Source organism: Micrococcales bacterium, assembly GCA_016703125.1.
Classification (GTDB): Bacteria; Actinomycetota; Actinomycetes; order S36-B12; family UBA10799; genus JADKAV01.
The window spans coordinates 20533-43694 of record JADJCR010000006.1; the positions used below are offsets into that span (position 1 = coordinate 20533).

Consider the following 23162-nt stretch of genomic DNA (forward strand, 5'->3'; position numbering starts at 1 on the left):
TAACTGCTGGAGGCCCAGACTCAGGTCTGATCCGGCTTCTTACTGGCGTCGTCGAGCACCTGGGTGGCAGTGCCGGACGAGCCACTTCCGGCGGGGACCATGTCCTCGTCACGGGCACCTGCCGCCGTGTCCCTGTTCCCGCCGCGCAGGAGCAGCAAGCCGATGACCAGGAACACCAGGCCCAGGACCCCGAACACCAGCGGTGCTGTCGTCCCGACCATCTTCACCTGGCTGGCCAGGGCGGCGATGTCGTCAGCGCCCTCCTGGGTGCCGTTGGTGCCGGTGTACTTGGCCTTCACCAGTTTGGTCTCACCGTCGAGGTCGAAGGTGGAATCCTCCGTGGACTCACCGGCGACGATCTGACCGGTCACCGGGTCAACCCAGTAGGAGGTGACGACCGAGTACATCTCATCGAGAACGGTGTTGCCCTCCGCGTCCTCGTCCTCACCCGGGATGGATGCGGTCGGCACCTCGAGCGTGCCCACCTTGGTCGGCGGCACCTCGGACTTGAACACATAAGTGTTGATGCCGAACTTCTCCTCCTCGCCCTGGAAGACTGCCGGCGCGCCAGCGAGAGTACTGGTGTTGAACACCTGGTACTCCTGCTGCTGGACGTCGAAGGGGAACTTCACGGGGAGGATCGCACCGGTCATGTTCACCGGCTCGTCGTTGACACTGGCACCGCAGCAGTCCACCAACTCCGAGGAGACGCGGTCGAACGCATAGCGTGCAGTGCTGGCGTCGATGAGGTCGCCGGTGGCGTTGTCGTTGACGCGCTGGAAGTAGTCGAAGACCGCGAGGTCCTGCGACTTGGCCTCAGGCTGCTCGGAGGCTGGCACGTCACCGCGGACGTACACGTACTGGGTCGCCTCGATGTTCCGGTCGTACGGATCCGGGTCGCCCTCCGCCACCTTGCTCGGGTTGAGCTTCTGCTCGAACACGACGTTCGACAGCGACTCGCTGTATTGGTCAACAGGGGTCTTGGCCGCACTCGGCAGCACATAGAACCTGAGCAATGGGGCCAGAACCAGCATCATCACCCCAAGCGCAAGCAGGATCAACCCGACTACTCGCTTCATCACGCCTCCACGTTTGGCACACCATCAGCACCGCAGACGCTATCGGATTCAGGATGCGTTTCGCATCACTATCCGGAGACACGCCCGTAAACAAGTACTCTGGGTCGGTGCTCAGGGGACTCCAACGGCAGTTGTCGGAGTTGTTCGCGATCGACACGGTGGTCCCCCACCGCTTCAGCACCCTCGATGGCTACCGGGCGATCGCCGCGCTCGTCGTGGTGACGACGCACGTCGCGTACTTCTCCGGTGTCGTGGTGGCCACGGCCTGGGGACACGCGCTGTCCCGTCTCGACATCGGTGTGACGGTGTTCTTCCTGCTCTCCGGCTTCCTGCTGTTCCGGCCCTGGTCGCAGGCCGCGATGCGCGACACCAGGTGGCCGAGTACCCGCACGTACTTCCGGCGCCGCATGTGGCGGATCCTGCCGGCGTACCTGCTGCTGGTTGTCATGGTGCTCGCCGTCATGCCCGGCATCGAGGTGCATCCCAAGCATTGGCTCGCCCATCTCACCTTGACGCAGATCTACTGGCCGGACCTGCTCATCAACGGCCTGACCCAGAGCTGGTCACTGGCCACGGAACTGTCGTTCTACCTCGTGCTACCGGCTATCGCGTGGCTGGTGGGCCGGCGTCACCGCGGTGACATCGATGCCAGCGTCCGCCGCCAGTTGTGGGTGCTGGGAACCGCTGTTGGCGTCGCATTCCTGTGGCTGGCCACGCGCACCTTGGTGCCGGCGGTGCACCAGTTCGGTGTGGTCAACATGTGGCTGCCGAACTTCATGGACTGGTTCGCGGTGGGGATGTTCTTCGCGCTGGTGCACAACCGCCTGCGGCTGCCCGACCCACCACGCTGGATGCAGCGCCTGAACGACCTGGCCGACGATGTCACGACCTGCCTGCTCATGGCAGGTGCCTTCTTCCTCCTGGCGGCCACACCGGTGGCCGGCCCCTACACCTTCGGCGAGGGGTCGACCTCACAGGCGTTCGCGCGTCACTACCTGTACCTGGCAGCGGCCGCCATGTTCGTGATGCCGGGTTTCCTCGGCACCGACGGCTGGGGGGCATGGCGCCGGTTCCTCGCCTCACCGCTCATGGTCTACCTCGGATCCATCTCCTACGGCATCTTCCTGTGGCACCTGTTCGTCCTGGAGACCGCCTCCCACCTGTTAGGCATACCGGGATTCAGCGGATGGTTCTGGCTGCTCTGGCCGCTGACCGTGGCGGGCACGATCGCCTGCGCACACGTCAGTTACGTCGTCATCGAGCGTCCGGCACAGAGCTACTCGCACTCGACGTGGCGCTGGTGGCACCGAATCCGGCCAGGGCGATCCCTGCCCACGCCACCGCCAGCGCGATCCCCTGCAGAACCGTCACCGCGGACCCCGGCCTGATCCCGACCAGAGCAGCCAGCACGGCCGCGATGAACACGCCCGTGAAGGTCACCCACGGCAGCGACCGACGCCGCACCACCAGCACGGCGGCGCCGAACGCCGCCAGGCCCCAGGGCCCGAGGGTCAGCAGCACCCCGAGCACGACTAGGCCCAGGAGCACTCGTGGGAGGGCCCGGGTCCCGGCTGCCGCACGGACCCGCAGGCGCGGCGGCCGCAGGGCGACCAGAACCACCACCAATGCCGTGAGCAAGCCGGTCAGCAGGCCAAAGCGGTATGTACGGTCCGGTGCGAAGGTGATGTCAACCGGCCCGGAGATCCCTGCCGGCACCACGAATGCCTGCTTCCAGCCGTCCACCCGCACGGCCCGCAGACCCTGATCCCCCGCAGTTGCGGTCCACCCGGGATTGAAGTTCTCCGCCATCTCCAGAATCCGGTCCTCATCGGCCTCCGAGAGGTCCACGACGCGTCGCGTGTCGGACCAGGTGTCCACCTGCGGGGATTCCGGGCGGCCCGTGGGCCCGTAGAGGCTCTGCTCGGCGAACAGTGCCACTACTGGTTGGAACGCCTGACTACTGCGCACCGCAAGTTCGTGCTGCCCCGCCGGCAGCACCACCCTCGGCGAACACAACTGCGCCGGCAGGGAGCCGCCGTCCACGAACTCCGCCACCCGGGCCGACACCGACGTGGTGGCGACGCGTTCGCCGTCGACCTCGATCGAGGGGCCGCTGCCGCACGGCAGGGTGACCATGGCATCGGCGGGCAACGGCCGGCGCAGGTCGTCGCCGCCGAGCAGGCCGATCTCCGAAACCCCGATCGGCAGACTGATCTCACCGAGTTCGGAGCGCGATCGGACCTGGTTGGCGGTCAGGAAGCGGACGGTCACGGAGTCAGTGTTCACCGGGTCGAAGCGGAAGAGGCCCCGCTCGTCGGTGAAACCCTGGTTCGTCACGCCCCCCGCCTCGACCTGCAGTTCCAGCGGCGACGATGCGTTCACGCCTGGCCGGTTCACCAGTCGTATCCCGCGCAGCATCCGGGCCTGCGGCAACGTGATGGTGATGGCCGGCTGCTTGTCCTCCGGGGCTGCCTGCCACGTGGTGCCGAGCCTGCGATCGAATGCCGAGATCGGAGCACCGGCCACTTCGGGCGTTCGCACCGAGGTGGTTGCCACACCCACTGCCGAGACCCGGGCGATCGCGTCTGCCACCGTTGCCGAGTCCCGCGGGATCACGGCGATGCGCGGCTGTACCGGCATCGCCGACGGCAGGTCGAGAACCCGGAACAGTCCTGGTCGGTCCTGCGAGAAGCGTCCCAGGCCGTCGGAGCAGATGAGGTCCTCGTCACGGGGGACGCACTGCCCCGCGTCCCCCGGACGGGCCGTGAGCAGGATCGCATCGCCGCTGACGGCGTCCGGTAGTCGCAGCGTGCTCACGCCCTCGCCTGGCAGGCGCACTTCGCGGATGCCCAATAGCGGCTGGCGGAAGACATCGGCGACGGCGATCCGCACGGAAGTAGTGGGACCGGCGGCGATCAGAACCGTCTGCCACGCCGAGCGGTCCTGGGCATCGACGCTGGTGGTGCCGTTGTCGGTCGTGATCTCCAAGGGGATGGTCGTGTCCTGCTTGGTTCCGCGGTTGAGGAGTGCTAGATCCAGCGTCTCGCCCAGGGTCACCGGCTGCGGGTACTCGACCTCCCAGAAGGAGTCCTTCTCATTGAGCGCACCTGGTCGCCAGTAGGTGTCCAGCACACCATCCATCGCCGCCGCCGGCGTGGCACCACGTGGCTGCCGCCAGGTGGCGTCGACATCCGAGGCCGAACTGCTGGCGTCGAAGGTGAGTCCCGGCAGTGCCACGGTGTCGCCCGCGTCGCCGAACACCCGGTAGTCGTGGACGGCCCGCTTCTGGACGTAATCCGCGTCGGGGGTGAGGGTGGGTGACTCGTTGGCCCGCATGTAGCCGAAAGTGATCTCCCGTCGGCGGTCGGTGTCGCTGACGATCCCCGCCGCCGCCGGTAGATCCGCTTGCGGATCGCCGGTCAGGACGGTGGACCGGTTCCCCAGGACCCCCTCGTCAGCCAGTGAGAGCAGGGCCTCCGGGCTCCCATCCACAGCGAGCACTGTGTCCGCCGGGCGCAGCAGCACACGCGGGTCGGGTGCGTTGTTGCTGGCGGTCACTTCGTAGATCTCGACCGCCGGGTAGCTCACCCGCATGCCTTCGTCCGCGATGACCTGGGTTCCCCCCGCCCGTTCCACGATCGGCCCGAACCACGCCACCCGCCGCAGTCCCCGGCTGGTGTCGATCGCCTGGTGCACCCGGATCGGCATCGGCGCCTGTCCGCGTGCCGACAGATCGTTGCGCACCACCAGGTAGCGCACGCCCATCCGCTCCAGGTACTGCGCCATTCCTGGGCTTCCCCGTCCCGACTCCAGTCGCGCCTCCAGGCCGTCCAGCATCCGGATGTTCCCAGCACTGGACAGCGGCACCGCGTCGCGGACACCCCAGGGGTAGCCGCCCAGGGCCTGCAACGGTTCGTCCTGCGTGCGGCCCCACACGAAATCCGCGAAAGACGCCCCCGGGACGACCAGGGCCCGACCGGGGTCGGCGACCTCGTTCAACCAGAACGAGGCTTCCCGCCAGTGGTCCGCCAGGGCGACGTAGGTCCGCCCGCGAGCCAGTTGGCCGGAGACCGCGGGCCACCAGCTGGCGACCAGGGCCCCCACCAGCACCCCAGTGACCAGCACCCGCCAGCGTGGCCGAGCAGCCCGGGGCCAGACCGTGGTCAGGACGTGCGCGAAGGCGATGGTCAGCGGGATGCGCGCCACGAGGTCGAACTTGTGCACGTTGCGCAGCGGCGCGCCAGGACCGTCGAGCAGGGTCTGGATCTGTTCACTGCCCAGGCCCGACATGACCCCGGTGTGTCCCAGCCCGACGAGCACCACGCCCGCAACCGTCGCGCCGACCAGGAAGGCCCGGTGCGGCAGCGAGCGCATGGCCAGTCCAGCCATGCCGGCGGCAGCGACCACGCCGGTGGCGATCACGAACGCGGGGTAGGTCGCGAGCATCCACCCGGCCTTCCACACCGATGCCGAACCGAGGTACGCCAACCAGTGGTCCGCACCCCGCAGCACGGTCGTCGGATCGGTGATGGACGTGGTGAAGTTCGCAGACTCGATCCAGTCCAGGAAGGGCGGTGAGTACTGGCCTAGGACGACCAGCGGGATCAACCACCACAGGATGGCCAGCACCGTCAAACCGCTCCACCACGACAGCAACTGACGCCGGCGCGGCCCGGGCTCCAGTGTGAGTAGCCACCACAGCGCCAAGGGCAGCACCGCACCGGCGGCCACCGCGTTGACGCCACCGGCCGCTGTGACCGCCAGCGCGGACAGGGCTGCCGCGCGCGCCACATTGCCCTTCGTCGCGCCGCGCACCAACGGTAGAAGTACCCACGGCGCGACAGCCATCGGCCAGATCTCGACCGACACCGCACTGATGGCCGACTGCGGACGCACGGCCAAGGCGTAGGCCAGCCCGGCGAGGATGCGCGGCCAGCCGCCACCGATCCCCAACGCCCGCAGCAACAGGTACATCCCCAGGAACGCCGCCACCAGGATCAGCGACCACCAGAGTCGCTGCACGACCCACGCCGGCAGTCCCAGCGACTGCCCGACGCCGAAGAACGGCCCCATAGGCCACAGGTAGCCGTAGGCCTGGTTCTGCAACTGCCCGAAGAACCCCTCGGCATCCCACAGGTGCAGCGATCGCCCGAGGAACCCCCAGGGGTCCACTGTGAGGTCGAGTTTGGTGTCGGCGGCGATGCGGCCCGGGTCCTGCAGGAACGCCAGCGTGACCAGGGCGAGGCAGACGGCCACCACCCGGGCGCGCCACACCGGTCGTGCCCGCGGCGGCGCAGGCGGCGCCTCAGCCCGCGAGGGGTCGTCGAGCAGGGTCATCGTTTCCTCAGTATGAGGGCCACGTTCCACATGAGGACCTCCCGCACCACTGGCACCGAACGCACCCAGAACAAGCCGGCCGGAAGGTAGCGGGGGATGATGTCGACGACGTCGGCGTGGGGCTGCGACCGCGCCCAGTTCCGCCCCTGTCGCAGGCTCACCGGGAACAGAGACTCCCCGTAGATGTTCTTGGGCCGGTGGCCGGTCCGGCGGGCATAGCGGCGGGCCGCGAAGTCACCGTTCAGGTAGTGCCAGGGGGCTGTCTCGTGCCCACCCCACGGGCCGTACCACAGCGTGTAGGAGTAGAACACCAACCCGCCAGGACGGCAGACCCGGACCATCTCGTCGCCCATGCTCCACGGTCGGGGTACGTGCTCGCCGACGTTGCTCGAATACACCAGGTCGAAGGCCTCAGAACGGAAGGGCAACCGCTGGCCGTCGCCGATCACCGTGCCCGGCAGTGGTGTGCGCCCGTGCAGCGCCAGTTCCCCGGCGTCGGCGTCCAACGGGGTGTAGGTGGCCCCGGCAGCCGCGAAAGCGTCGGCCCAGTAGCCTGGACCGCCCCCGACATCCAGCACGCGGGAGCCGCCCAGATCGGCCAATTGCGACAGCTGCTCCACAGAGTCGCGCGCCATGGTGCCGTAGAAGCGGTCGGGATCGGACTGCTCGACCTGAAAATCCCGGAACAGCCGCAACGCACGCGACCACGTGGCCATCTGGCGCAGACCCCGGCGGGCGCGCTCATCGGAGATCGGCTCAGTGGTCACCGTTAGAACCTAAGACACGCAAGCCGCGGGAGTGGACCGGGTGACGGTACCGTGTCTCGAACGAGGAGGCTTGCTGTCGATGTCCACCCCCCTGCGCGTGCTGTTCCTGAATTGGCGCGACACCCGACACCCCGAGGGCGGGGGTTCCGAGGTGTACGTCGAGAACGTCGCGCGCTCGCTGGCTGCGGCCGGACACGACGTCACGATCTTCTGCGCGATGTACGACGGCGCGGCCGCGACCGAGGTTGTGGACGGGGTGCGCTTCATCCGAGCCGGCACCAAACTCAGCGTCTACGGTGAGGCGGTCCGCCGGGTGCGCCGCCGGCAGTTCGGCGACCTCGACGTCATCATCGACGTGCAGAACGGGATCCCGTTCATGTCCCGGGCGGTCGCCGGGGGCACCCCGGTCGTGGTGCTCGTCCACCACGTGCACCGCGAGCAGTGGCCGGTGGTCTACGACCGTGTGCGCTCCCGCATCGGCTGGTGGATCGAGTCGGTGCTCGCTCCGCGGCTCTACCGGGACTGCACCTACGTGGCCGTGTCCGAGTGCACACGCGAGGAACTCGGCGGGCTCGGAGTCAGTGCCCGGCGGGTGCAGGTCATCCACAACGGCATCGAGGCTGCGCCCGGACTGGACGTGGAGCGCTCCGGGCACCCGCACATCGCCGTGGTGGGCCGGCTCGTGCCGCACAAGCGCGTGGAACACGTGCTGCGGGCCGGTGCCATCCTGCGCCGCCGCCATCCGGGCCTGCGGATTTCCGTGGTCGGTGACGGCTGGTGGTCGCCCCGCCTGCGGCACGTGGCCCAGACCCTGGGCGTCACGGACATGGTGGACTTCCTGGGATTCGTGGACGAGAAGACCAAGCACCAGGTCTACGCCTCTGCCTGGCTGCTGGCGCTGCCCTCCTTGAAAGAGGGATGGGGCATCGTCGTGATGGAGGCGGCCACCCACGGCGTTCCGGCGGTGGCATACCGTGATGCCGGCGGTGTCGGGGAGTCGATACAGCACGAGACCACCGGCTTGCTGGTGGATGGCGACGTCCTGACTACGCCCGCGCCCTGGACGACCTGCTGTCGGAACCGGTCAGGGGCCAGCACATGGTGAAGAGGCCCGGAAGCGGGCGGAAGAATTTACCTGGGCAGCCACCGCTAAAGCGTTCGCGGCAGTGCTCAGCGATGTGGCAGGAGTTGCTGCCGGCGGCAGGGTGACGGTCGTCCCAGCGCCGTCAGGACACGTGGGAACATGCTCCGACGACGCGGACGGATCAGCTGTCGCCGTAAACGATAAACGGCTTGTCGACCGGCGCCGGCGTGGCGCTCTGGGAACTTGCGATGCCGAATGCGGCACCGATGGCCAGGACCGCACCAACCACAGCGGCGATGATTGCGCCTGCGGGACCACCCATTCGAAAGCCTCCCTATCGAGATGAAGCGACTGCGCGACGAAAGTAGCACGTTTGCCGCACGCGTGGCGCATCCTGGTCCGACACGGGCGGGTTGGAGCGGTCTTCCGGTGACCACGACTGGTGGCCGGGGCGCGCCGCCGCTGTTGCCGAAGGCGGGAGCGTTAGGTACATCCGGGAGCGAAACCGCTACCCGGGAGCGAAACGCACCGGTTCGATCGCTCCCCCACGTACGCAACTCTCCCCCGTAGAGACAGCGCGCACACCGCCACCGCACCTGCCGAAGGCGGGAGCGAAACCGCAAGGCGGGAGAGGAAGGTACACCCGGGAGCGAAACCGCAAGGCGGGAGAGGAAGGTACACCCGGGAGCGAAACCGCCGAGCGAGAAGGACCGGTTCGATCGCTTCCCGACGTACGCAACTCTCCCCCGTGGAGACAGCGCGCACCCCGGACCCGGACCAGCCGCAGGCGGGAGCGAAACCGCAACCCGGGAGCGATACAACCGGTCGTTTTCGCTCCCGCCTGTACGTTTTGCTCCCGGATGCGGATGGCGCGGACCCCCGCGGTCACACCGGCGTCTGCTGGTCGCGACGGCCGCGCCACGCCATCCCCGCTGAGCCCACCAGAAGCGCCGCCGCGACCACATCCACGGCTACCACCGCGGCATCGCGGGGGCGGTGGACCCGGATCTGATCGGCGACTTCACGCAGTTCCAGATCACCCTGGGACCAGACGACCGTCGTGCCGGTGAGGTCCGGGGGTCGCGACGCGGCCGGTTGATCGGTCTGCACCACGATCCACCGGATCCCCTGCTCGGCCAGCACCGGCGACCAGGGCCGCCCCGAGTCGATCGCGCGGCCCACGGCGGCAGCCCGGGGGTCGTCGCCCCCGACCTTCACCAACTGGCCACCCACGGTGACCGGCAGTTGGTCGTTCCAGACGACGGTGCGAGTGAGAACCTCGGCAGCGGGTCCAGGACCACCCCTGAACCGTTCCAGGCGTACCGGCGGAAGGCAGCCCACGGCAGGGACACCACATCGCCCGGCCCCGGGGCGGCGGCCAGTTGCCCCCGGAGCGCGGTCCACGCAGCCGGGTAATCGGCTGGGCGCAGGCGCCCGAAGGCACCCCACGCGAGGTCAGGCATGGCGGCCAGCGGCAGCAGGGCCAGCGCGACGGCCAGGAAGACCTGCAGGGAGGGCACCGCCCGTCGGGACAGGCGGGTCAATCCGGCCGGGGCACACACCGCCAGGAGCAGCACCCAGAACAGGCTCCACTTCTGGCCGTCGCGCAACAGGCCGCCTCCGGGAGGACCACCGATGAGCGCCTGTGCCCATCCCTGCTCCCCCGCCACCCCGGACAACCAGGCCCATGTCAGACCACCGATCGCCAGGACGCCGATCCACACAGCCTCACCGCGCTGCCGAGCGAACCACCGGGACCAGCCGAGAAGTGCCAGCACCACCAGCACGAGCGTGGCGAGCAGGGCGAACCACGTCGTCCGCGACCCGAGCGTGGCCTGTGAGTTCCACACCCCGCCACCGGCCAGGACGCTGCCCAGCACGCCGCCGGGACCGTCGGCGCGGGCGCCGAACACCACCAGCCCGAGCGGATCCGAGACGTCGGTCACGGGACTGCGCACCGCAGGTAGCCACCATGGGGCGTTGAGCAGCACCACCAGTAGGCCGCCCGCCCAGCGCAGCGGGGGGCGCACCCGGCTGCCGGGTCCGAGCGCCAGTGGGATCCCCGCCAGCGCCAGGACGATCCCGCCGGTCGGGACGAGGGCCCCCGCTCCGCACAGGAACACCACCAGCCACACCGACCCCGTTCGGCGTGCGCGCCGGGCCGCCAGCACCACCCACGGCAGCAAGGCGTAGGCCCACAGCAGCCCCCAGTGCCCCATGAGCAAGCGGGCGGCCAAGTAGGCCGACCACAGGTACAGCGACGCCGCCGCCAGTTGCTCCCAGCGCCGACCCCCTGCCAGCCGGCCGGCGCCGACGCCGGCGAGGATCAGCGTCGAGGTCAGCACCACCTTCTGCAGGATCTGCCCGGGCAGCGGGCCGGCCAGCAGCGACACCACCGCGTCCTGCGGGACCGAGCGGGGCAACCCGGCCCCGATGCCGACGTTCCAGGGCAACAAAGTCTGCTGCGGGACGAACACCATGTCGAGGTGGAGGACGTAGCCCGGTGCCAGCAGCGGCGCCACGGCCAGACCGGTGAGCACGCAGGACCACACCAGCAGGGCGTGTCGCTTCCAGGCTTCCGGCACTCGCCTAGGGTGGCATCCGGGAGGCGGCATGGGCGGCGATGACACGAACACCGGCACCCAGCGACTCGTGGGTGGCGGCCTGCTCGTCGCGGTGGCGCTGGGGGTGGGGCAGGTACTGGCCTACGCCCAGACCCTGGTTGCTGCGCGAGTGCTCACCGCGGCGCAGTTCGGCGCATTCCAGGCACTGCTCGCCCTGCTGCTCATCGGCAACACCGTCGCCCTGGCCACGCAAGCCGTCACGGCGCGGCACATCGTGGCCAGCGACCCCGCGCACCGGCGCGATGAAACCGCCGCCGCCTGGCGGACGAGTCTGCAAGCCGCGGCACTGACCACGGCGTTCTGGCTGTTGATCTCCCCGCTCATCGGGCTCGCGCTGCGCCTGGACTCCCCGGCCACCTACCTGCTGCTGGCCCTCACCTTCTTCCCGCTCACGGTCATGGGAGGGGCACTCGGCATCGCGCAGGGCCAGGAGCAGCATGTCCGACTGGCCAGCGTTTACCTGGCCGTCGGGGTGCCGAAGGCGCTGGTCACCATCGCGGTACTGGTGGCGGTGGCGAGTCTGGCCGGCGGCATGTTCGGCCTGGCGGCGGGCAGCGCACTCGGTGCCCTGCTCTGCTGGCTGCTCGTGCGGGGGGACTTCCGCGGCGGCGAGGCGCAGCACTCGACGATGCTGCGGGAGATCCCGGCCGCTGCGTACGCGATGCTCGCACTGTTCGCCCTGACCAACCTCTACATCGTGCTGGGCCGCGTCTTCCTCACACCGGACCAGGCCGGTCAGTATGGGGTTGGCATCATCGTCGCAAAGGTGGTGACGTGGCTGCCGCAGTTCGTGGCCGTTATGGCCTACGCCCGCATGGTGGATGCCCGCCGCGGCCGCACGACCATGGTCGGACTGGGCGTGGTGACCGGCATCGGGCTGCTGTGCACGCTCGCCATCTGGGCGGCGCCCGGACTGGTCGTGGCCATCATCGCCGGCCCGGAGTACGCGGACATGGCCGGGTTGCTGCCGCTGTTCGCCCTCATCGGCGCCTGCGGCGCCCTGCTGCAGTTCGTGGTGTTCGGGCTCGTCGCCATCCGGGACCGGCGCCTCATCCCCGTCATCTGGGCCGGGTGCGCCGTCCTGGTCGCCCTGGTGGCGGTGTGGCACGAGACCGTGGGACAGGTGGCCGTGAGCATGCTGGCGGTCGTGGCCGTCGTCGCGGCCATCGGGGTGTGGCGACTCATCAAGGAGCGCGACGTCCCGGTCAGCGCGGACGTTTCAGTGGGCGGCTGAGTCCCAGTCGGGACCGATACCCACGGACACCTCCAACGGAACCCGGAGTTCCTTCACACCGGTCATGGCCGCCACCACCAGCGCGGTGGCCTGCTCCTGCTCGCCGGGACCGACCTCCAGGACCAGTTCATCGTGCACCTGCAGGAGCGTCCGGGAGCTCAGTCCCGCCTCCCGCAGCGCCTGATCGACGTTCAGCATGGCGACCTTCACGAGATCGGCAGCGCTTCCCTGGATGGGCGCATTGAGCGCCATCCGCTCGGCCATCTCCCGTCGCTGGCGATTGTCGCTGTTGAGATCGGGGAGATAACGCCGCCGGCCCCACAGGGTCTGGGTGAAGCCGTCGACCCGTGCCCTCTCCACCACTTCGTGCAGGTAATCGCGGATCCCGCCGAAACGCGCGAAGTAGTCGTCCATCATGGCCGCCGCCTCGTCGGTGGCGATACCCAGCTGTTGCGACAGCCCGTAGGCTGACAGACCGTAGGCCAGCCCGTAGGACATCGCCTTGATCCGTCTGCGCTGCTCGGCGTCCACCGCATCCACTTCGACACCGAACACCTTCGACGCCACCGTGTTGTGGAGGTCCTCCCCCGACCGGAACGCCTCGATGAGCCCGGCGTCCTGGCTCAGGTGCGCCATCAGCCGCATCTCGATCTGGCTGTAATCGGCGGTCAGCAGGCAGTCGTAGCCCTCGCCGACGACGAACGCGGCCCGGATCTGGCGTCCCTCCGCGGTGCGCACCGGGATGTTCTGCAGGTTCGGGTCGGTGCTCGACAATCGCCCCGTGGCGGCGATCGTCTGGCTGTACGTCGTGTGGATGCGGCTGCCCGCGTCCGCCAGCGGGATCAGGCCTGCCACCGTCTGGCGCAGTTTGCTCTTGTCCCGCCAGACCAGTAGGCACTCCAGCAGCGGGTCCTCGGTCTTGGCGTACAGAGTGCTCAGCGCCTCGGCGTCGGTCGTGTACCCGGTCTTGATCTTCTTCGTCTTCGGTAGCCCCCGCTCGGCGAACAGGATCTCCTGGAGTTGTTTGGGCGAGCCGAGGTTGAACTCCCGGCCGGCCAGGTGGTGGGCCTCCCGGGTCACGTCGGCGATCTGCGCGTCGAACCCGTCCCGCAGGTCGTGCAGCCGCTGCAGATCCACTGCGATCCCGGCCCGCTCCATGGCGACCAGCACGTGCTCCAGCGGCAGTTCCATGTCGTCCAGCAAGGCGCGGCCCACAGGCCCGAGTTGGTTCGACAGCTCTGAATGCAGTTCCAGGACAGCTGCGGCGCTGTCGGCGAGTTCCTGGTCGGCGGTGTCGTCCAGCCCGTCCATGGTCAGTTGGTCGCTGCCGGTGGGCACCACGAGGTCGCGGTGCAGGAACCGGGCGGTCAGGTCCGCCAGTGGGAAGGAGCGCTGGCCGGGGAGCAACAGGTAGGCCTCCAGGGCCGTGTCGCCCACGAGCCCGAGCAACTCGACACCGGCAGCAGCACATGCCAGCAGGGGGCCTTTGGCGTCGTGCAGCACCTTGCCGGCGCCGGGGTCGGCCAGCCAGGTGCGCAGGGCGTCGGGCATGCCGTCGAAGATCGCTGCGGTGCCATCGCCGGCGGCCACCGCCACCCGGTCGACCCGCCCGGTACCCCCGCCCCAGACGCCGACCACGTGCACGCCGTAAGGTCCGGGACCGCCGTGCCGAAGCAGCCACGACTCGGGGACGTCGGTGATGGAGACCTGCGGCGCCGGCACCGTGGCCTGCTGCTCGACGTCGTCGCCCAGAGTGTCGAACAACCGATCACGCAGGACGCGGAACTGCAGGCTGTCGAAGATCTCGTGGACGCGTTCCCGCACGAAGGGGGCCCGCTGCAGGTCCTCGACTCCTACCTCCAGCGGAACGTCGCGCACCAACTCGGTGAGTTGCCGGTTGGTGATCACCTGTCCCAGATGCTCGCGCAGGGCGCTGCCCGCCTTGCCGGGGACCTCGTCGGCGTGCGCGATGAGTGCGTCCAGCGAGCCGAACTGGGTGATCCACTTGGTAGCGGTCTTCTCGCCCACCCCCGGGATGCTGGGCAGATTGTCCGACGGGTCACCGCGCAAGGCCGCGAAGTCCGGGTACTGTGCGGGCGCCAGGCCGTAGCGGTCCTGCACAGCCGCCGGGTCCATGCGCGCCAGATCCGACACCCCCCGCTTCGGATAGAGCACCGTGGTGTCGTCGTCCACGAGCTGGAAGGCGTCGCGGTCACCGCTGAGGATGAGCACCTGCATACCCGCCGCCTCTGCCTGGCCGGTGAGGGTCGCGATGACGTCATCGGCCTCGTATCCGTCCACCGAGATCTCGGTGATACCCATGGCCGCCAGAACGGTCTTGATGAGGTCCACCTGCCCGGCGAACTCACTGGGCGACTTGGAGCGATTGGCCTTGTACTCCGGAAAGGCCTCGCTGCGGAACGTCTGGCGCGACACGTCGAAAGCCACCGCGATGTGCGTCGGCTTCTCATCACGCAGAGCGTTGATCAGCATCGACGTGAACCCGAACACCGCGTTGGTCGGCTGACCGGTGGTGGTGCTGAAGTTCTCGACCGGCAGCGCGTAGAAGGCGCGATAAGCCAGCGAATGTCCATCGAGGAGCAGTAAGCGCGACCGGGACTCGTTCATCGTTTGCGAGTCTAGGACCGTGCCGCCGGCAGGCGACTCGGTACCGCCGACCCGGTCGGGGCAGGGCGACACCTACGGTGGAGTTGTGAGCACTGATTCGTGGCCTGAGCAGTTCAAAGCCATGGGCATGGGCGCCCTGGCCGAGACCATGGGCATCGAGATGACGATCGAAGACGGTGCGGTGGTCGGGCGCATGCCCGTGGCCGGCAACACCCAGCCCTACGGGATCCTGCACGGTGGCGCCACGGCGGTACTGGTGGAGTCCATCGGATCGGTGGCTGCGGCCCTGGCCGGCCGGGGCAAACTCTCACTGGGGATCGAACTGAGCGTCTCGCACCACCGCGCCGTGCGCACCGGGTACGTCACCGCACGCACCGAACCGGTGCACGTCGGGGGGACGCTGGCCTCGTACATCATCCCGGTGCTCGACGACGAGGGCCGCCGCATTGCGACCGGCCGGCTCACCTGCCTCCTGCGCGACGCAGCCCCGTGAGCGCGCCCATGCGGTGGCCACGCGGGACCCGCACGGACGACGGCCCCCCGAGTCGGCGCCTGATGCCGGCGGTCGTCGCCACCCGCCGGTGCAAGTAGGGGCCGAACCCCCAGCCTGCGTACCAGCGCGCCACCTGCCGGGAAGCCGGCGGGATGTCCACGACGATCTGGTCGGATCCCATCGAGTTCGCCCAGTCCGTGACTTCGCGCAGCAACGCGGTTCCGACGCCCCGGTCCCGATGTGCGTCGTCGACGTGCAGGACGTGGATGTGAACCCCCGGCGCATCCATCAGCGGACCACCGTCGGTCAGGGAGACCGTTGCGATACCGGTCGCCGTGTCGCCGTCCCACGCCGCCAGGAACCGGAACCCGCCACCTGCCGCGGCCTCGACCCTGCGGCGCAACCGGTCCAACGACAATGCCAGTGGGACGCTGGCCTTGCGCCGTCCGGAGGACTGCCATGCGCGCTCCCACAGCCCCGCCACCTGTTCCAGATCGGACATGGCCACGTCCCGGACCGCGATCCCCATGGTCACCTCCATCCCTTCCAGGGTACGAGGCACCGCCGAGCGCCTTTCACCCGTCACGAGCTATCACGTCGTATTCAGGAAGTGATCGACTTTGATCACGGCACGCCCTAGATTGGGAGCCGTCCTGGTGGGATGTTCTGTCACACTGACCCACACGGACGGACTCCATTTCTGTTGACTGAGGAAAGTCGAGGTATGCGCGTGCGACGACTGCTGCTGGCTTTCAGCGCGGCCGCTCTCGCCCTGTGGGCATTGCTCGGTGGCGCATCTGCAGCCTTCGCTGCGGGCGAGACCATCGGCGGGGTGATCAAGTCCGGGACCGAGGGCTTGCCGGATGTGACGCTCAACGTCTCCAACGAAGCGGGCTTCACCGAGGACGCGACCACAGATGCCGACGGCAAGTGGCTGGTGGAGGTACCCGACGCCGGCACCTACACGGTGACCCTGGACACGGCGACGCTTCCCGAAGGTGTGGCGCTGACCAACGCCGAGCGCACCTCTGCGGAGGTCACTGTCGGTCCTGGCCAGTCGAAATCCGTTCTGTTCCCCACCGGTGAGGCCCGCGTGGCGTCGGAATCGACCCTCGACCGGGCCCTGCAGTTGATCACCGACGGCTTCATCCTCGGTCTGTCGATCGCTCTGGCTGCGGTGGGCCTGAGCCTGATCTTCGGGACCACCGGGCTGACCAACTTCTCCCATGGCGAACTGGTGACCTTCGGGGCCCTGATGGCGTATTTCTTCAACAATCTGCTGGGGCTGCCCTTCGTCGTGGCCGCCATCGGCGCCGTTGCAGCCGGGGCGCTGTTCGGCTACCTGCAGGACCGGTTCTTCTGGCGCTGGCTGCGCAAGCGCGGGACCGGGCTGATCGCCATGCTCGTGATCTCGATCGGTCTGGGCATCCTGCTCCGGTACGTGTACCTGTTCTTCTTCGGCGGCAGCACGCGGCAGTACGCGTCGTACGCCGGGCAAGCCGGCCTGGTCATCGGCCCTGTCGACATCACCCCGAAGGCCCTGATCGGGGCCATCGTGGCGATCGTGGTGCTCATCGCTACGGTCCTGTGGCTGCGGCTGACTCGGGTCGGCAAGGCATCACGCGCGATCGCCGACAACCCGGCCCTGGCATCCGCATCGGGCATCGACGTGAACCGGGTCATCTCCGTGATCTGGATGGCGGGCGCGGGGCTCGCAGCGCTGGCCGGCATCATCTACAGCCTCTCCCTGGGCGTGAACTGGATCGAAGGTTTCCAGTTGCTCCTACTCATCTTCGCCGGTGTCACGCTGGGCGGGCTGGGAACTGCGACGGGCGCCATCGTCGGTTCGCTGATCGTGGGCACCATGATCCAGCTGTCCACCCTGGTGATCCCGTCGGAGTTGAAGAACGTGGGCGCACTGGCCGTATTGATCGTGATCCTGATGATCAGACCGCAGGGCATCATGGGCCGCAGCGAGAGGATCGGGTGACGCCATGGATTGGGGAAACGTCTTCAGCCAGGCCCTCACGCAGGGGATCGGCATCCAGGCCGTCATCTTCGCGCTCGCGGCCATCGGCCTCAACGTGCAGTTCGGGTACACCGGTCTGCTGAACTTCGGCCAAGCCGGCTTCCTGGCCGTCGCGGCCTACGGCCTGGGGGTGTCCATCGCCTACGCCGGCTGGAGCCTGTGGGTGGGCCTCCTGGTGGGCATCGCCGCAGCGGTCCTGCTGGCGCTGCTGCTCGGTGTCCCGACCCTGCGGTTGCGGGCTGACTACTTGGCCATCGTGACGATCGCGGCCGCGGAAATCCTGCGACTTGTGTTCCGGTCCGTGACCTTCGACCCGGTGTTCGGCGGATCCGATGGCATCAACCGCTTCGCCGACGACTTCTACACCATCAACCCGTACTCGGGGCCATTGAGCCTGGGGCCGGCGACGTTCAGTGAGAACGACGCGTGGATCGTGACGGTCGGGTGGGTCCTCGTGGTCATCATGTCGATCCTGGTGTTCCTGCTGATGCGCTCACCCTGGGGCCGGGTGATCAAGGCCATCCGCGAGGATGAGGACGCGGTGCGGTCACTGGGCAAGAGCGTCTACTCCTACAAACTGCAGGCACTGATCATCGGTGGCGTGATGGGCTGCTTCGGCGGGTTCATCGCAGCCATCGCCTTCCAGTCCATCCAGCCCGACTACTACAGCACGGACCTCACCTTCTTCGCGTACGCCGTGCTCATCCTCGGTGGCGCCGCCCGGGTGCTCGGACCGATCGTCGGGTCGGTGGTGTTCTGGTTCCTGCTGGTGTTCATTGACGGCGCCTTGGCGGGGCTCGTCTCCAGCGGCACGATCGATTTCATCCGCAGCGACCAGGTCGGCCAGATCCGTTACTGGATCCTGGGCCTGAGCCTCATGCTCTTGATGATCTACCGCCCGCAGGGGATCCTGGGCGACAAGAAGGAGTTGAGTCTCGATGCCCGATGACCTCCGGCACCTCGTCGATGCGCTCAAGGACGTTCCTCACGAGCCGGGCGTGGCCAAGCCCGACCCCATCCTCGTCGTGGACGCCGTGCAGCGTCACTTCGGTGGCCTGGTCGCCGTGGACGTCGATCACGTAGAGGTCCAGCGCGGCACGATCACCGCGCTCATCGGCCCCAACGGTGCGGGCAAGACGACGTTCTTCAACCTGCTGACCGGCTTCGACCGGCCCAACCACGGCAGGTGGACCTTCGAGGGCCGCCAGTTGGCAGGGGTGCGGCCGCACAAGGTCGCGAAGTTCGGCATGGTGCGCACCTTCCAACTCACGAAGGCGCTGAGCCGTCTGACGGTGATGGAGAACATGCGGCTCGGGGCACAGCATCAGCGCGGCGAGAAACTCTTCGCGTCGTTCTTCCCCTTCCTCTGGCGCGCGCAGGAGGATGAGATCTCGGAGAGAGCTCTGCGACTTCTGGAGAGTTTCAACCTCGCACCCAAACAGGATGATCTTGCGGGCTCCCTGTCCGGTGGCCAGCGCAAGTTGCTGGAAATGGCACGGGCGCTGATGGTCGAACCCGACATGGTGATGCTCGACGAGCCCATGGCCGGGGTCAACCCGGCATTGACGCAGAGCCTGCTCGACCACATCCGGCAGGTGCGTGCGGCCGGGACCACCGTGCTGTTCGTGGAGCATGACATGGACATGGTCCGCGACATCAGCGACTGGGTCATCGTCATGAGCCAGGGGAAGGTGATCGCAGAAGGCCCGCCGCACGACGTCATGGGCGACGATGCGGTCATCGACGCCTACCTGGGCACCCACCACGACAAGCCGCTCACGGATTCCGGGGTCGCCCTCACCGCCCAGACCGAGGAGGCCTGATGACCGGCACCACGATCGAAGGCCGCGACGTGCACGTGGCGGCGGCCGAGGGCGCGCTGGTCCGCATCGACGACGTGATCGCCGGGTACTTCCCCGGCGTCAACATCCTCAACGGCTGCGACCTGTACGCCCAACGCGGCGAGCTCGTCGGCATCATCGGTCCGAACGGCGCCGGCAAGTCCACGCTCCTGAAGTCCTTGTTCGGGCTGGTGAAGGTGCGCAGCGGGAAGGTGACGTTCGACGACAAGGACATCACGAACAAGCGCGCCGACCGACTCGTGAGCATGGGAATCGGCTTCGTGCCGCAGAACAACAACGTGTTCCCGTCGCTGACCATCGAGGAGAACCTGCAGATGGGGGCCTACCAGGAACCCAAGGCCTTCCACCGCCGGTTCGACGAGGTGGCCGGGCTCTTCCCTGCACTGCGCGACCGCCGTAAACAGCGCGCCGGTTCGCTGTCCGGCGGCGAGCGCCAGATGGTGGCGATGGCCCGCGCCCTGATGATGGAGCCCAAGGTGTTGCTGCTCGACGAGCCATCGGCGGGCCTGTCCCCGGCGCTGACCGACGAGGCGTTCGTGCGGGTCAAGGACATCAACAAGACCGGCGTCACCGTGATCATGGTCGAGCAGAACGCGCGGCGCTGCCTGCAGATCTGCGACCGTGCCTACGTGCTCGACCAGGGGCGCAACGCCTACACCGGCACTGGCAGGGCACTGGCCAACGACCCCAAGGTGGTCGAGTTGTACCTGGGGACCCTGGCCAAGGTCTGACGCCCCGGCCTCCTGCGCGGTCAGGTCTGGCCAGCAGCGGGTCCCGGAAAAGCCAGATGGTGACCGCGCGTCCACCGGAGGCCTCTGGCCGCACTCCCAGCCCGTGCGTGTCCCCTTAACGCGACGGTGCCCGTCCCCCGGAGGGGACGGGCACCGTGCGTTGTGAACCGGATCAGCCCTGCGAGGCGTCCGGAACGTCACCTTCCTCGGAACCCGTCCGGGTGTAGGTGTTGTCGGCACCGTAGGTGTAGACACCCATGACGGCCTTGCTCGGGTCACCCACGTCGTTCAGGTCGATCGGGCCGGACTTGCCGTCGTAGTCGATGTCCTTGCCCTCCTTCAGCAGATCGAGGCACTGCTGGTAGCTGGTGCACTTCTCACCCTCAGCGGAAACCTGCTTGATGTTGTCACCGATCGCCAGACCGCTGTCGTTGCCGGCGGCCTGGGCGGCCAGGGCGATGATGATCGTGGCGTCGTAGGCCTCAGGGGCGTAGGAGAAGTCCTTGAGGTCGGGGTTGATCGCCTTCAGTTCGGCCTGGAAGTCCGCACTCGCCTCGGCGCCCGGCAGGGTGCCCTGCGTGCCCTCCATGGAGCCCTTCGGCAGGTCCTTGTACAGGGTGTTGGACAGGTTGCCGTCCACCAGGTACAGCGGAACCTTGTCCGGGCCGATGCCCTGCTTGATCATCTCCTGCACGATCTTGCTCGACTCGTCGAACCCGATCAGGACCACGGCTTCGGGGTTCGAGGCCTTGGCCTCGGACACCTCAGCTTCGTACGACGCCGCCTTGGGGTCGTAGATCTGCTTGGACGAAACGGTGCCACCGGCAGCGGTGAACGCCTTCTCGACGTTGTACGCCAAGCCTGTGCCGTAGGCGTCGTCGAGCGCCAGGATCGCGGCGGTGGTGTTGCCGTCGCCGGCGACGAGGTCACCGAGGACCTGGCCCTGGAAGGTGTCCGGCGGGGCGGTGCGGGCGTACAGACCCTTGTCCGGGTACGTCGAGAACTCCGGCGAGGTGTTCGCCGGGGAGACCTGCTGCACACCCGCGCTGGTGATCTTGTCGATGACGGTCAGCGACACTGCGCTGGAGGCGGCACCGATGATGGCGTCCACGCCCTGCGACAACTGCCGGTCGACGGTCTGCGACGCGATGTTGGTCGAGGTGTCACCGGAGTCGCCCACGACGGACTCGACCGGTTGGTCGTTCACGCCTCCGGCGTCGTTGATCTCCTGGACGGCCAGATCGACACCAGCGAACTCGGGCGGTCCGAGGAATGCCAGCGACCCCGTCTGCGGCAGCAGGGTGCCGATCTTCAGGGTGCCGTCGCCCTGGGCGGCGGAAGACTCTGCGGACGGGCTTGCGGAGGACTCTGTCGAGCCGGAGTCGCTGCTGCACCCAGCCAGCGCCAGGCTCGCAGCACCCACCACCACAAGCGACCGCAGAATGATCGGTCGGGACATATACCTGCCCTTGTGCGTAGTTTTCGGTGCGACTGTCGCACCGAATGGAGTACACCTTACGGACATTCGACCCATAGACAAACCATCTCGGGCACATGTTGCCGATCCGTGACAGCCGTCGCTTCAGGAATCGGCGCTCAGCATCTTCCGGGCCACCTCCACCAGCGGCAGTCGCTGGTCCATCGCTGCCCTTCGCAGCCACGTGTAGGCCTCGTCCTCGCTGACGCCCAGGCGTTCCTGCACGATTCCACGTGCCCTTTCGATGGTCTTCCGGTCCGCCAGGCTCTGCTCGAGTTCGCGGGCCCGTAGCTGTTCGTCGCGCAGTTGGCGGTAGCGCTGCCACGCCACCATCAGCGCAGCCCGGAGTTCGTCCGGCTGGAACGGCTTCACCAGGTAGCCCATGGCTCCGGCGGCGACGGCGCGCTGGATGAGTTCCGGCTGGCTGAACGCGGTCAGCATCACCACGGCCGTCGTGTTCAGGGCGATGATCTCGGAGGCCGCAGCCAAGCCGTCCATGTCGGGCATCTTGATGTCCAGGAGGGCCACCTGCGGTGCGTGCAGTTGCGTCTGGTGCACCGCGGAGCGGCCGTCGCCCACAGCTGCCACGACCGCGAACCCGAGTTCCTGCAGGGTCTCCACAAGATCCATGCGGATGAGGGCTTCGTCCTCGGCCACCAGCACTCGCAGCGGATCCTGGGTCATGGCGTGTCCTCGTCCCGTCGTCGTCGAGTTGTCGGGCCGCCGATACCATGGACTCCGCACGCCCTCGTAGACCAACCGGCAGAGTCACAGGCCTCAAAATCCTGGCAGTGTGGGTTCGAATCCCACCGAGGGCACACCGACACGGGTATTACTCCCCCAGCGTGATCCGTGGCTTCACCGACTGCACGCGCGCCAGCACGCCGTTGATGTACCGCCCGGACTCATCGGTCGACAGATCGTTGGCCAGTTGCACCGCCTCCGCAAGTGCCACCGCGTCGGGGACGTCCCCCCACAGGATCTCCCAGGTTCCCACCCGCAGGATGGCCCGGTCGACGGCCGGCATCCGGTCCAGCGTCCAGCCCTGGGCATAGGTGGACACTGTCTCGTCGATCTGCTCGGCGTGCGCAGCCGTCCCGCGCACGATCTGCTCGGTGTATTCGTTGACCTCCGCCTGCATCCGGGAGGCCAGCGACTCCAGCGCCTGCTGTGCGGTCTGCTGGCGCAGGTCCATCTCGTACAGGACCTCCACCGCCCGGCGGCGGGCCTTGCTGCGTGCGGACACTAACCCGTCACGCGACCCAGGTACGACCCGTCGCGGGTGTCCACCTTGATCTTCGCGCCGGACTCGAGGAACAACGGCACATGGACCTCTGCACCGGTCTCGAGCCGAGCGGGCTTGGTCCCACCAGTGGACCGGTCGCCCTGCAGTCCGGGCTCGGTGTACTCGACGACCAGTTCGACGCTGGCCGGAAGCTCGACGTACAAAGGCGTCCCGTCGTGCAGCGCGACGATCGCCTCCTGGTTCTCCAGCAGGTACTTCACTGCGTCACCGACGGTGACGGCCGGGACCGGGATCTGGTCGTAAGTCGTGGCGTCCATGAAGATGAAGTCGTCGCCGTCGTTGTACAGGTAACTCATCGAGCGCTTGTCGACGTTGGCGGTCTCCACCTTCACACCGGCGTTGAAGGTCTTGTCCACGACTTTCCCGGACAGCACGTTCTTGACCTTGGTGCGCACGAAGGCACCACCCTTGCCGGGCTTGACGTGCTGGAACTCCACCACCGTCCATAGTTGCCCGTCGAGGTTGAGCACAAGGCCGTTCTTCAAGTCGTTGGTCGTCGCCACGTCGTTCT

Annotated in this window: 19 protein-coding genes and 1 tRNA gene; 8 read left to right on the top strand and 12 right to left on the bottom strand. The window is 68.0% G+C overall.

The annotated features are described in order from the left end of the window. Positions 1-20: 20 nt before the first annotated feature. The 3 genes from IPG68_10795 to IPG68_10805 form a co-directional block, all read right to left on the bottom strand. Positions 21-1082: a DUF3068 domain-containing protein gene (locus tag IPG68_10795; protein ID MBK6763711.1), complete on the bottom strand. Its 1062-nt coding sequence runs from the start codon at positions 1080-1082 to the stop codon at positions 21-23. 1251 nt (positions 1083-2333) lie between these two features. After that, positions 2334-6416 carry a DUF3367 domain-containing protein gene (locus IPG68_10800; protein ID MBK6763712.1) on the bottom strand — a complete coding sequence of 1361 codons (4083 nt, stop codon included), beginning with the start codon at positions 6414-6416 and terminating at the stop codon, positions 2334-2336. Further along, complete coding sequence (locus IPG68_10805) at positions 6413-7132, bottom strand: class I SAM-dependent methyltransferase (protein MBK6763713.1); 720 nt, start codon at positions 7130-7132, stop codon at positions 6413-6415. The genes IPG68_10800 and IPG68_10805 overlap by 4 nt, the downstream gene beginning before the upstream one ends. A gap of 130 nt (positions 7133-7262) precedes the next feature. On the opposite strand from IPG68_10805, the gene IPG68_10810 reads away from it, so the two are divergent. Then, positions 7263-8288, top strand: a complete 1026-nt coding sequence (locus tag IPG68_10810) for a glycosyltransferase family 4 protein (GenBank protein ID MBK6763714.1) — start codon at positions 7263-7265, stop codon at positions 8286-8288. 160 nt (positions 8289-8448) lie between these two features. Here the strand turns inward: IPG68_10810 and IPG68_10815 are convergent, their stop codons facing one another. From IPG68_10815 to IPG68_10825, 3 genes are all read right to left on the bottom strand, one after another. Then, positions 8449-8589, bottom strand: a complete 141-nt coding sequence (locus IPG68_10815) for a DUF2613 family protein (protein ID MBK6763715.1) — start codon at positions 8587-8589, stop codon at positions 8449-8451. Positions 8590-9152: 563 nt separating this feature from the next. Then, on the bottom strand, positions 9153-9488 hold the full coding sequence (locus IPG68_10820; GenBank protein MBK6763716.1) for a hypothetical protein: 336 nt from the start codon (positions 9486-9488) through the stop codon (positions 9153-9155). Further along, positions 9482-10852, bottom strand: coding sequence for a hypothetical protein (locus IPG68_10825; GenBank protein ID MBK6763717.1), 1371 nt, complete (start codon positions 10850-10852; stop codon positions 9482-9484). The genes IPG68_10820 and IPG68_10825 overlap by 7 nt, the downstream gene beginning before the upstream one ends. Before the next feature lie 28 nt (positions 10853-10880). Here IPG68_10825 and IPG68_10830 point away from each other — a divergent pair, with 28 nt between their 5' ends. Next, positions 10881-12125 (top strand): hypothetical protein, encoded by a 1245-nt coding sequence (locus IPG68_10830; protein MBK6763718.1) that lies wholly within the window; start codon positions 10881-10883, stop codon positions 12123-12125. Here the strand turns inward: IPG68_10830 and polA are convergent. Next, on the bottom strand, positions 12111-14753 hold the full coding sequence (gene polA / locus IPG68_10835) for a DNA polymerase I (GenBank protein MBK6763719.1): 2643 nt from the start codon (positions 14751-14753) through the stop codon (positions 12111-12113). The genes IPG68_10830 and polA overlap by 15 nt on opposite strands. Before the next feature lie 121 nt (positions 14754-14874). On the opposite strand from polA, the gene IPG68_10840 reads away from it, so the two are divergent. Beyond that, on the top strand, positions 14875-15246 hold the full coding sequence (locus tag IPG68_10840) for a hotdog fold thioesterase (GenBank protein ID MBK6763720.1): 372 nt from the start codon (positions 14875-14877) through the stop codon (positions 15244-15246). Here IPG68_10840 and IPG68_10845 read toward each other — a convergent pair. Further along, positions 15215-15787, bottom strand: coding sequence for a GNAT family N-acetyltransferase (locus IPG68_10845; protein MBK6763721.1), 573 nt, complete (start codon positions 15785-15787; stop codon positions 15215-15217). The genes IPG68_10840 and IPG68_10845 overlap by 32 nt on opposite strands. A 183-nt stretch (positions 15788-15970) precedes the next feature. Between IPG68_10845 and IPG68_10850 the strand changes: the two genes are divergently transcribed. Genes IPG68_10850 through IPG68_10865 form a run of 4 tightly spaced genes read left to right on the top strand, consistent with a single transcriptional unit; the run spans position 15971 to position 19868 of the window. Further along, the gene (locus tag IPG68_10850) at positions 15971-17236 is read left to right on the top strand and encodes a branched-chain amino acid ABC transporter permease (GenBank protein MBK6763722.1); all 1266 of its coding nucleotides are present in this window, start codon (positions 15971-15973) and stop codon (positions 17234-17236) included. 4 nt (positions 17237-17240) lie between these two features. Further along, positions 17241-18224 (top strand): branched-chain amino acid ABC transporter permease, encoded by a 984-nt coding sequence (locus tag IPG68_10855; protein MBK6763723.1) that lies wholly within the window; start codon positions 17241-17243, stop codon positions 18222-18224. Continuing rightward, on the top strand, positions 18214-19098 hold the full coding sequence (locus tag IPG68_10860) for an ABC transporter ATP-binding protein (protein ID MBK6763724.1): 885 nt from the start codon (positions 18214-18216) through the stop codon (positions 19096-19098). The genes IPG68_10855 and IPG68_10860 overlap by 11 nt, the downstream gene beginning before the upstream one ends. Beyond that, on the top strand, positions 19098-19868 hold the full coding sequence (locus IPG68_10865; protein ID MBK6763725.1) for an ABC transporter ATP-binding protein: 771 nt from the start codon (positions 19098-19100) through the stop codon (positions 19866-19868). The genes IPG68_10860 and IPG68_10865 overlap by 1 nt, the downstream gene beginning before the upstream one ends. A 172-nt stretch (positions 19869-20040) precedes the next feature. Here the strand turns inward: IPG68_10865 and IPG68_10870 are convergent, their stop codons facing one another. Together IPG68_10870 and IPG68_10875 are read right to left on the bottom strand one after the other, a co-directional pair. Continuing rightward, positions 20041-21327, bottom strand: coding sequence for an ABC transporter substrate-binding protein (locus IPG68_10870; GenBank protein MBK6763726.1), 1287 nt, complete (start codon positions 21325-21327; stop codon positions 20041-20043). 123 nt (positions 21328-21450) lie between these two features. Continuing rightward, a complete protein-coding gene (locus IPG68_10875) occupies positions 21451-22029 on the bottom strand; it encodes a response regulator (GenBank protein MBK6763727.1) in 579 nt (192 codons plus the stop codon). Between the two features lie 60 nt (positions 22030-22089). Here IPG68_10875 and IPG68_10880 point away from each other — a divergent pair. Then, positions 22090-22163 (top strand) — tRNA-Leu (locus IPG68_10880). Between the two features lie 14 nt (positions 22164-22177). On the opposite strand, the gene nusB is transcribed toward IPG68_10880, so the two are convergent. After that, positions 22178-22591: a transcription antitermination factor NusB gene (gene nusB, locus IPG68_10885; GenBank protein MBK6763728.1), complete on the bottom strand. Its 414-nt coding sequence runs from the start codon at positions 22589-22591 to the stop codon at positions 22178-22180. After that, entirely contained in the window at positions 22591-23154 is a 564-nt protein-coding gene (gene efp, locus IPG68_10890) for an elongation factor P (protein ID MBK6763729.1), read from the bottom strand. Before efp ends, nusB begins: the two co-directional genes overlap by 1 nt. Positions 23155-23162: the final 8 nt, after the last annotated feature.

Coding starts and splice junctions, on each gene's coding strand:
- IPG68_10875 (MBK6763727.1), bottom strand. CDS start 22,029: ATGACCCAGGATCCGCTGCGAGTGCTGGTGGCCGAGGACGAAGCCCTC.
- IPG68_10805 (MBK6763713.1), bottom strand. CDS start 7,132: ATGGCCACGTGGTCGCGTGCGTTGCGGCTGTTCCGGGATTTTCAGGTC.
- IPG68_10865 (MBK6763725.1), top strand. CDS start 19,098: ATGACCGGCACCACGATCGAAGGCCGCGACGTGCACGTGGCGGCGGCC.
- IPG68_10840 (MBK6763720.1), top strand. CDS start 14,875: ATGGGCATGGGCGCCCTGGCCGAGACCATGGGCATCGAGATGACGATC.
- IPG68_10830 (MBK6763718.1), top strand. CDS start 10,881: ATGGGCGGCGATGACACGAACACCGGCACCCAGCGACTCGTGGGTGGC.
- IPG68_10870 (MBK6763726.1), bottom strand. CDS start 21,327: ATGTCCCGACCGATCATTCTGCGGTCGCTTGTGGTGGTGGGTGCTGCG.
- IPG68_10855 (MBK6763723.1), top strand. CDS start 17,241: ATGGATTGGGGAAACGTCTTCAGCCAGGCCCTCACGCAGGGGATCGGC.
- IPG68_10815 (MBK6763715.1), bottom strand. CDS start 8,589: ATGGGTGGTCCCGCAGGCGCAATCATCGCCGCTGTGGTTGGTGCGGTC.
- IPG68_10800 (MBK6763712.1), bottom strand. CDS start 6,416: ATGACCCTGCTCGACGACCCCTCGCGGGCTGAGGCGCCGCCTGCGCCG.
- IPG68_10860 (MBK6763724.1), top strand. CDS start 18,214: ATGCCCGATGACCTCCGGCACCTCGTCGATGCGCTCAAGGACGTTCCT.
- IPG68_10850 (MBK6763722.1), top strand. CDS start 15,971: ATGCGCGTGCGACGACTGCTGCTGGCTTTCAGCGCGGCCGCTCTCGCC.
- IPG68_10845 (MBK6763721.1), bottom strand. CDS start 15,787: ATGGAGGTGACCATGGGGATCGCGGTCCGGGACGTGGCCATGTCCGAT.
- IPG68_10810 (MBK6763714.1), top strand. CDS start 7,263: ATGTCCACCCCCCTGCGCGTGCTGTTCCTGAATTGGCGCGACACCCGA.
- polA (MBK6763719.1), bottom strand. CDS start 14,753: ATGAACGAGTCCCGGTCGCGCTTACTGCTCCTCGATGGACATTCGCTG.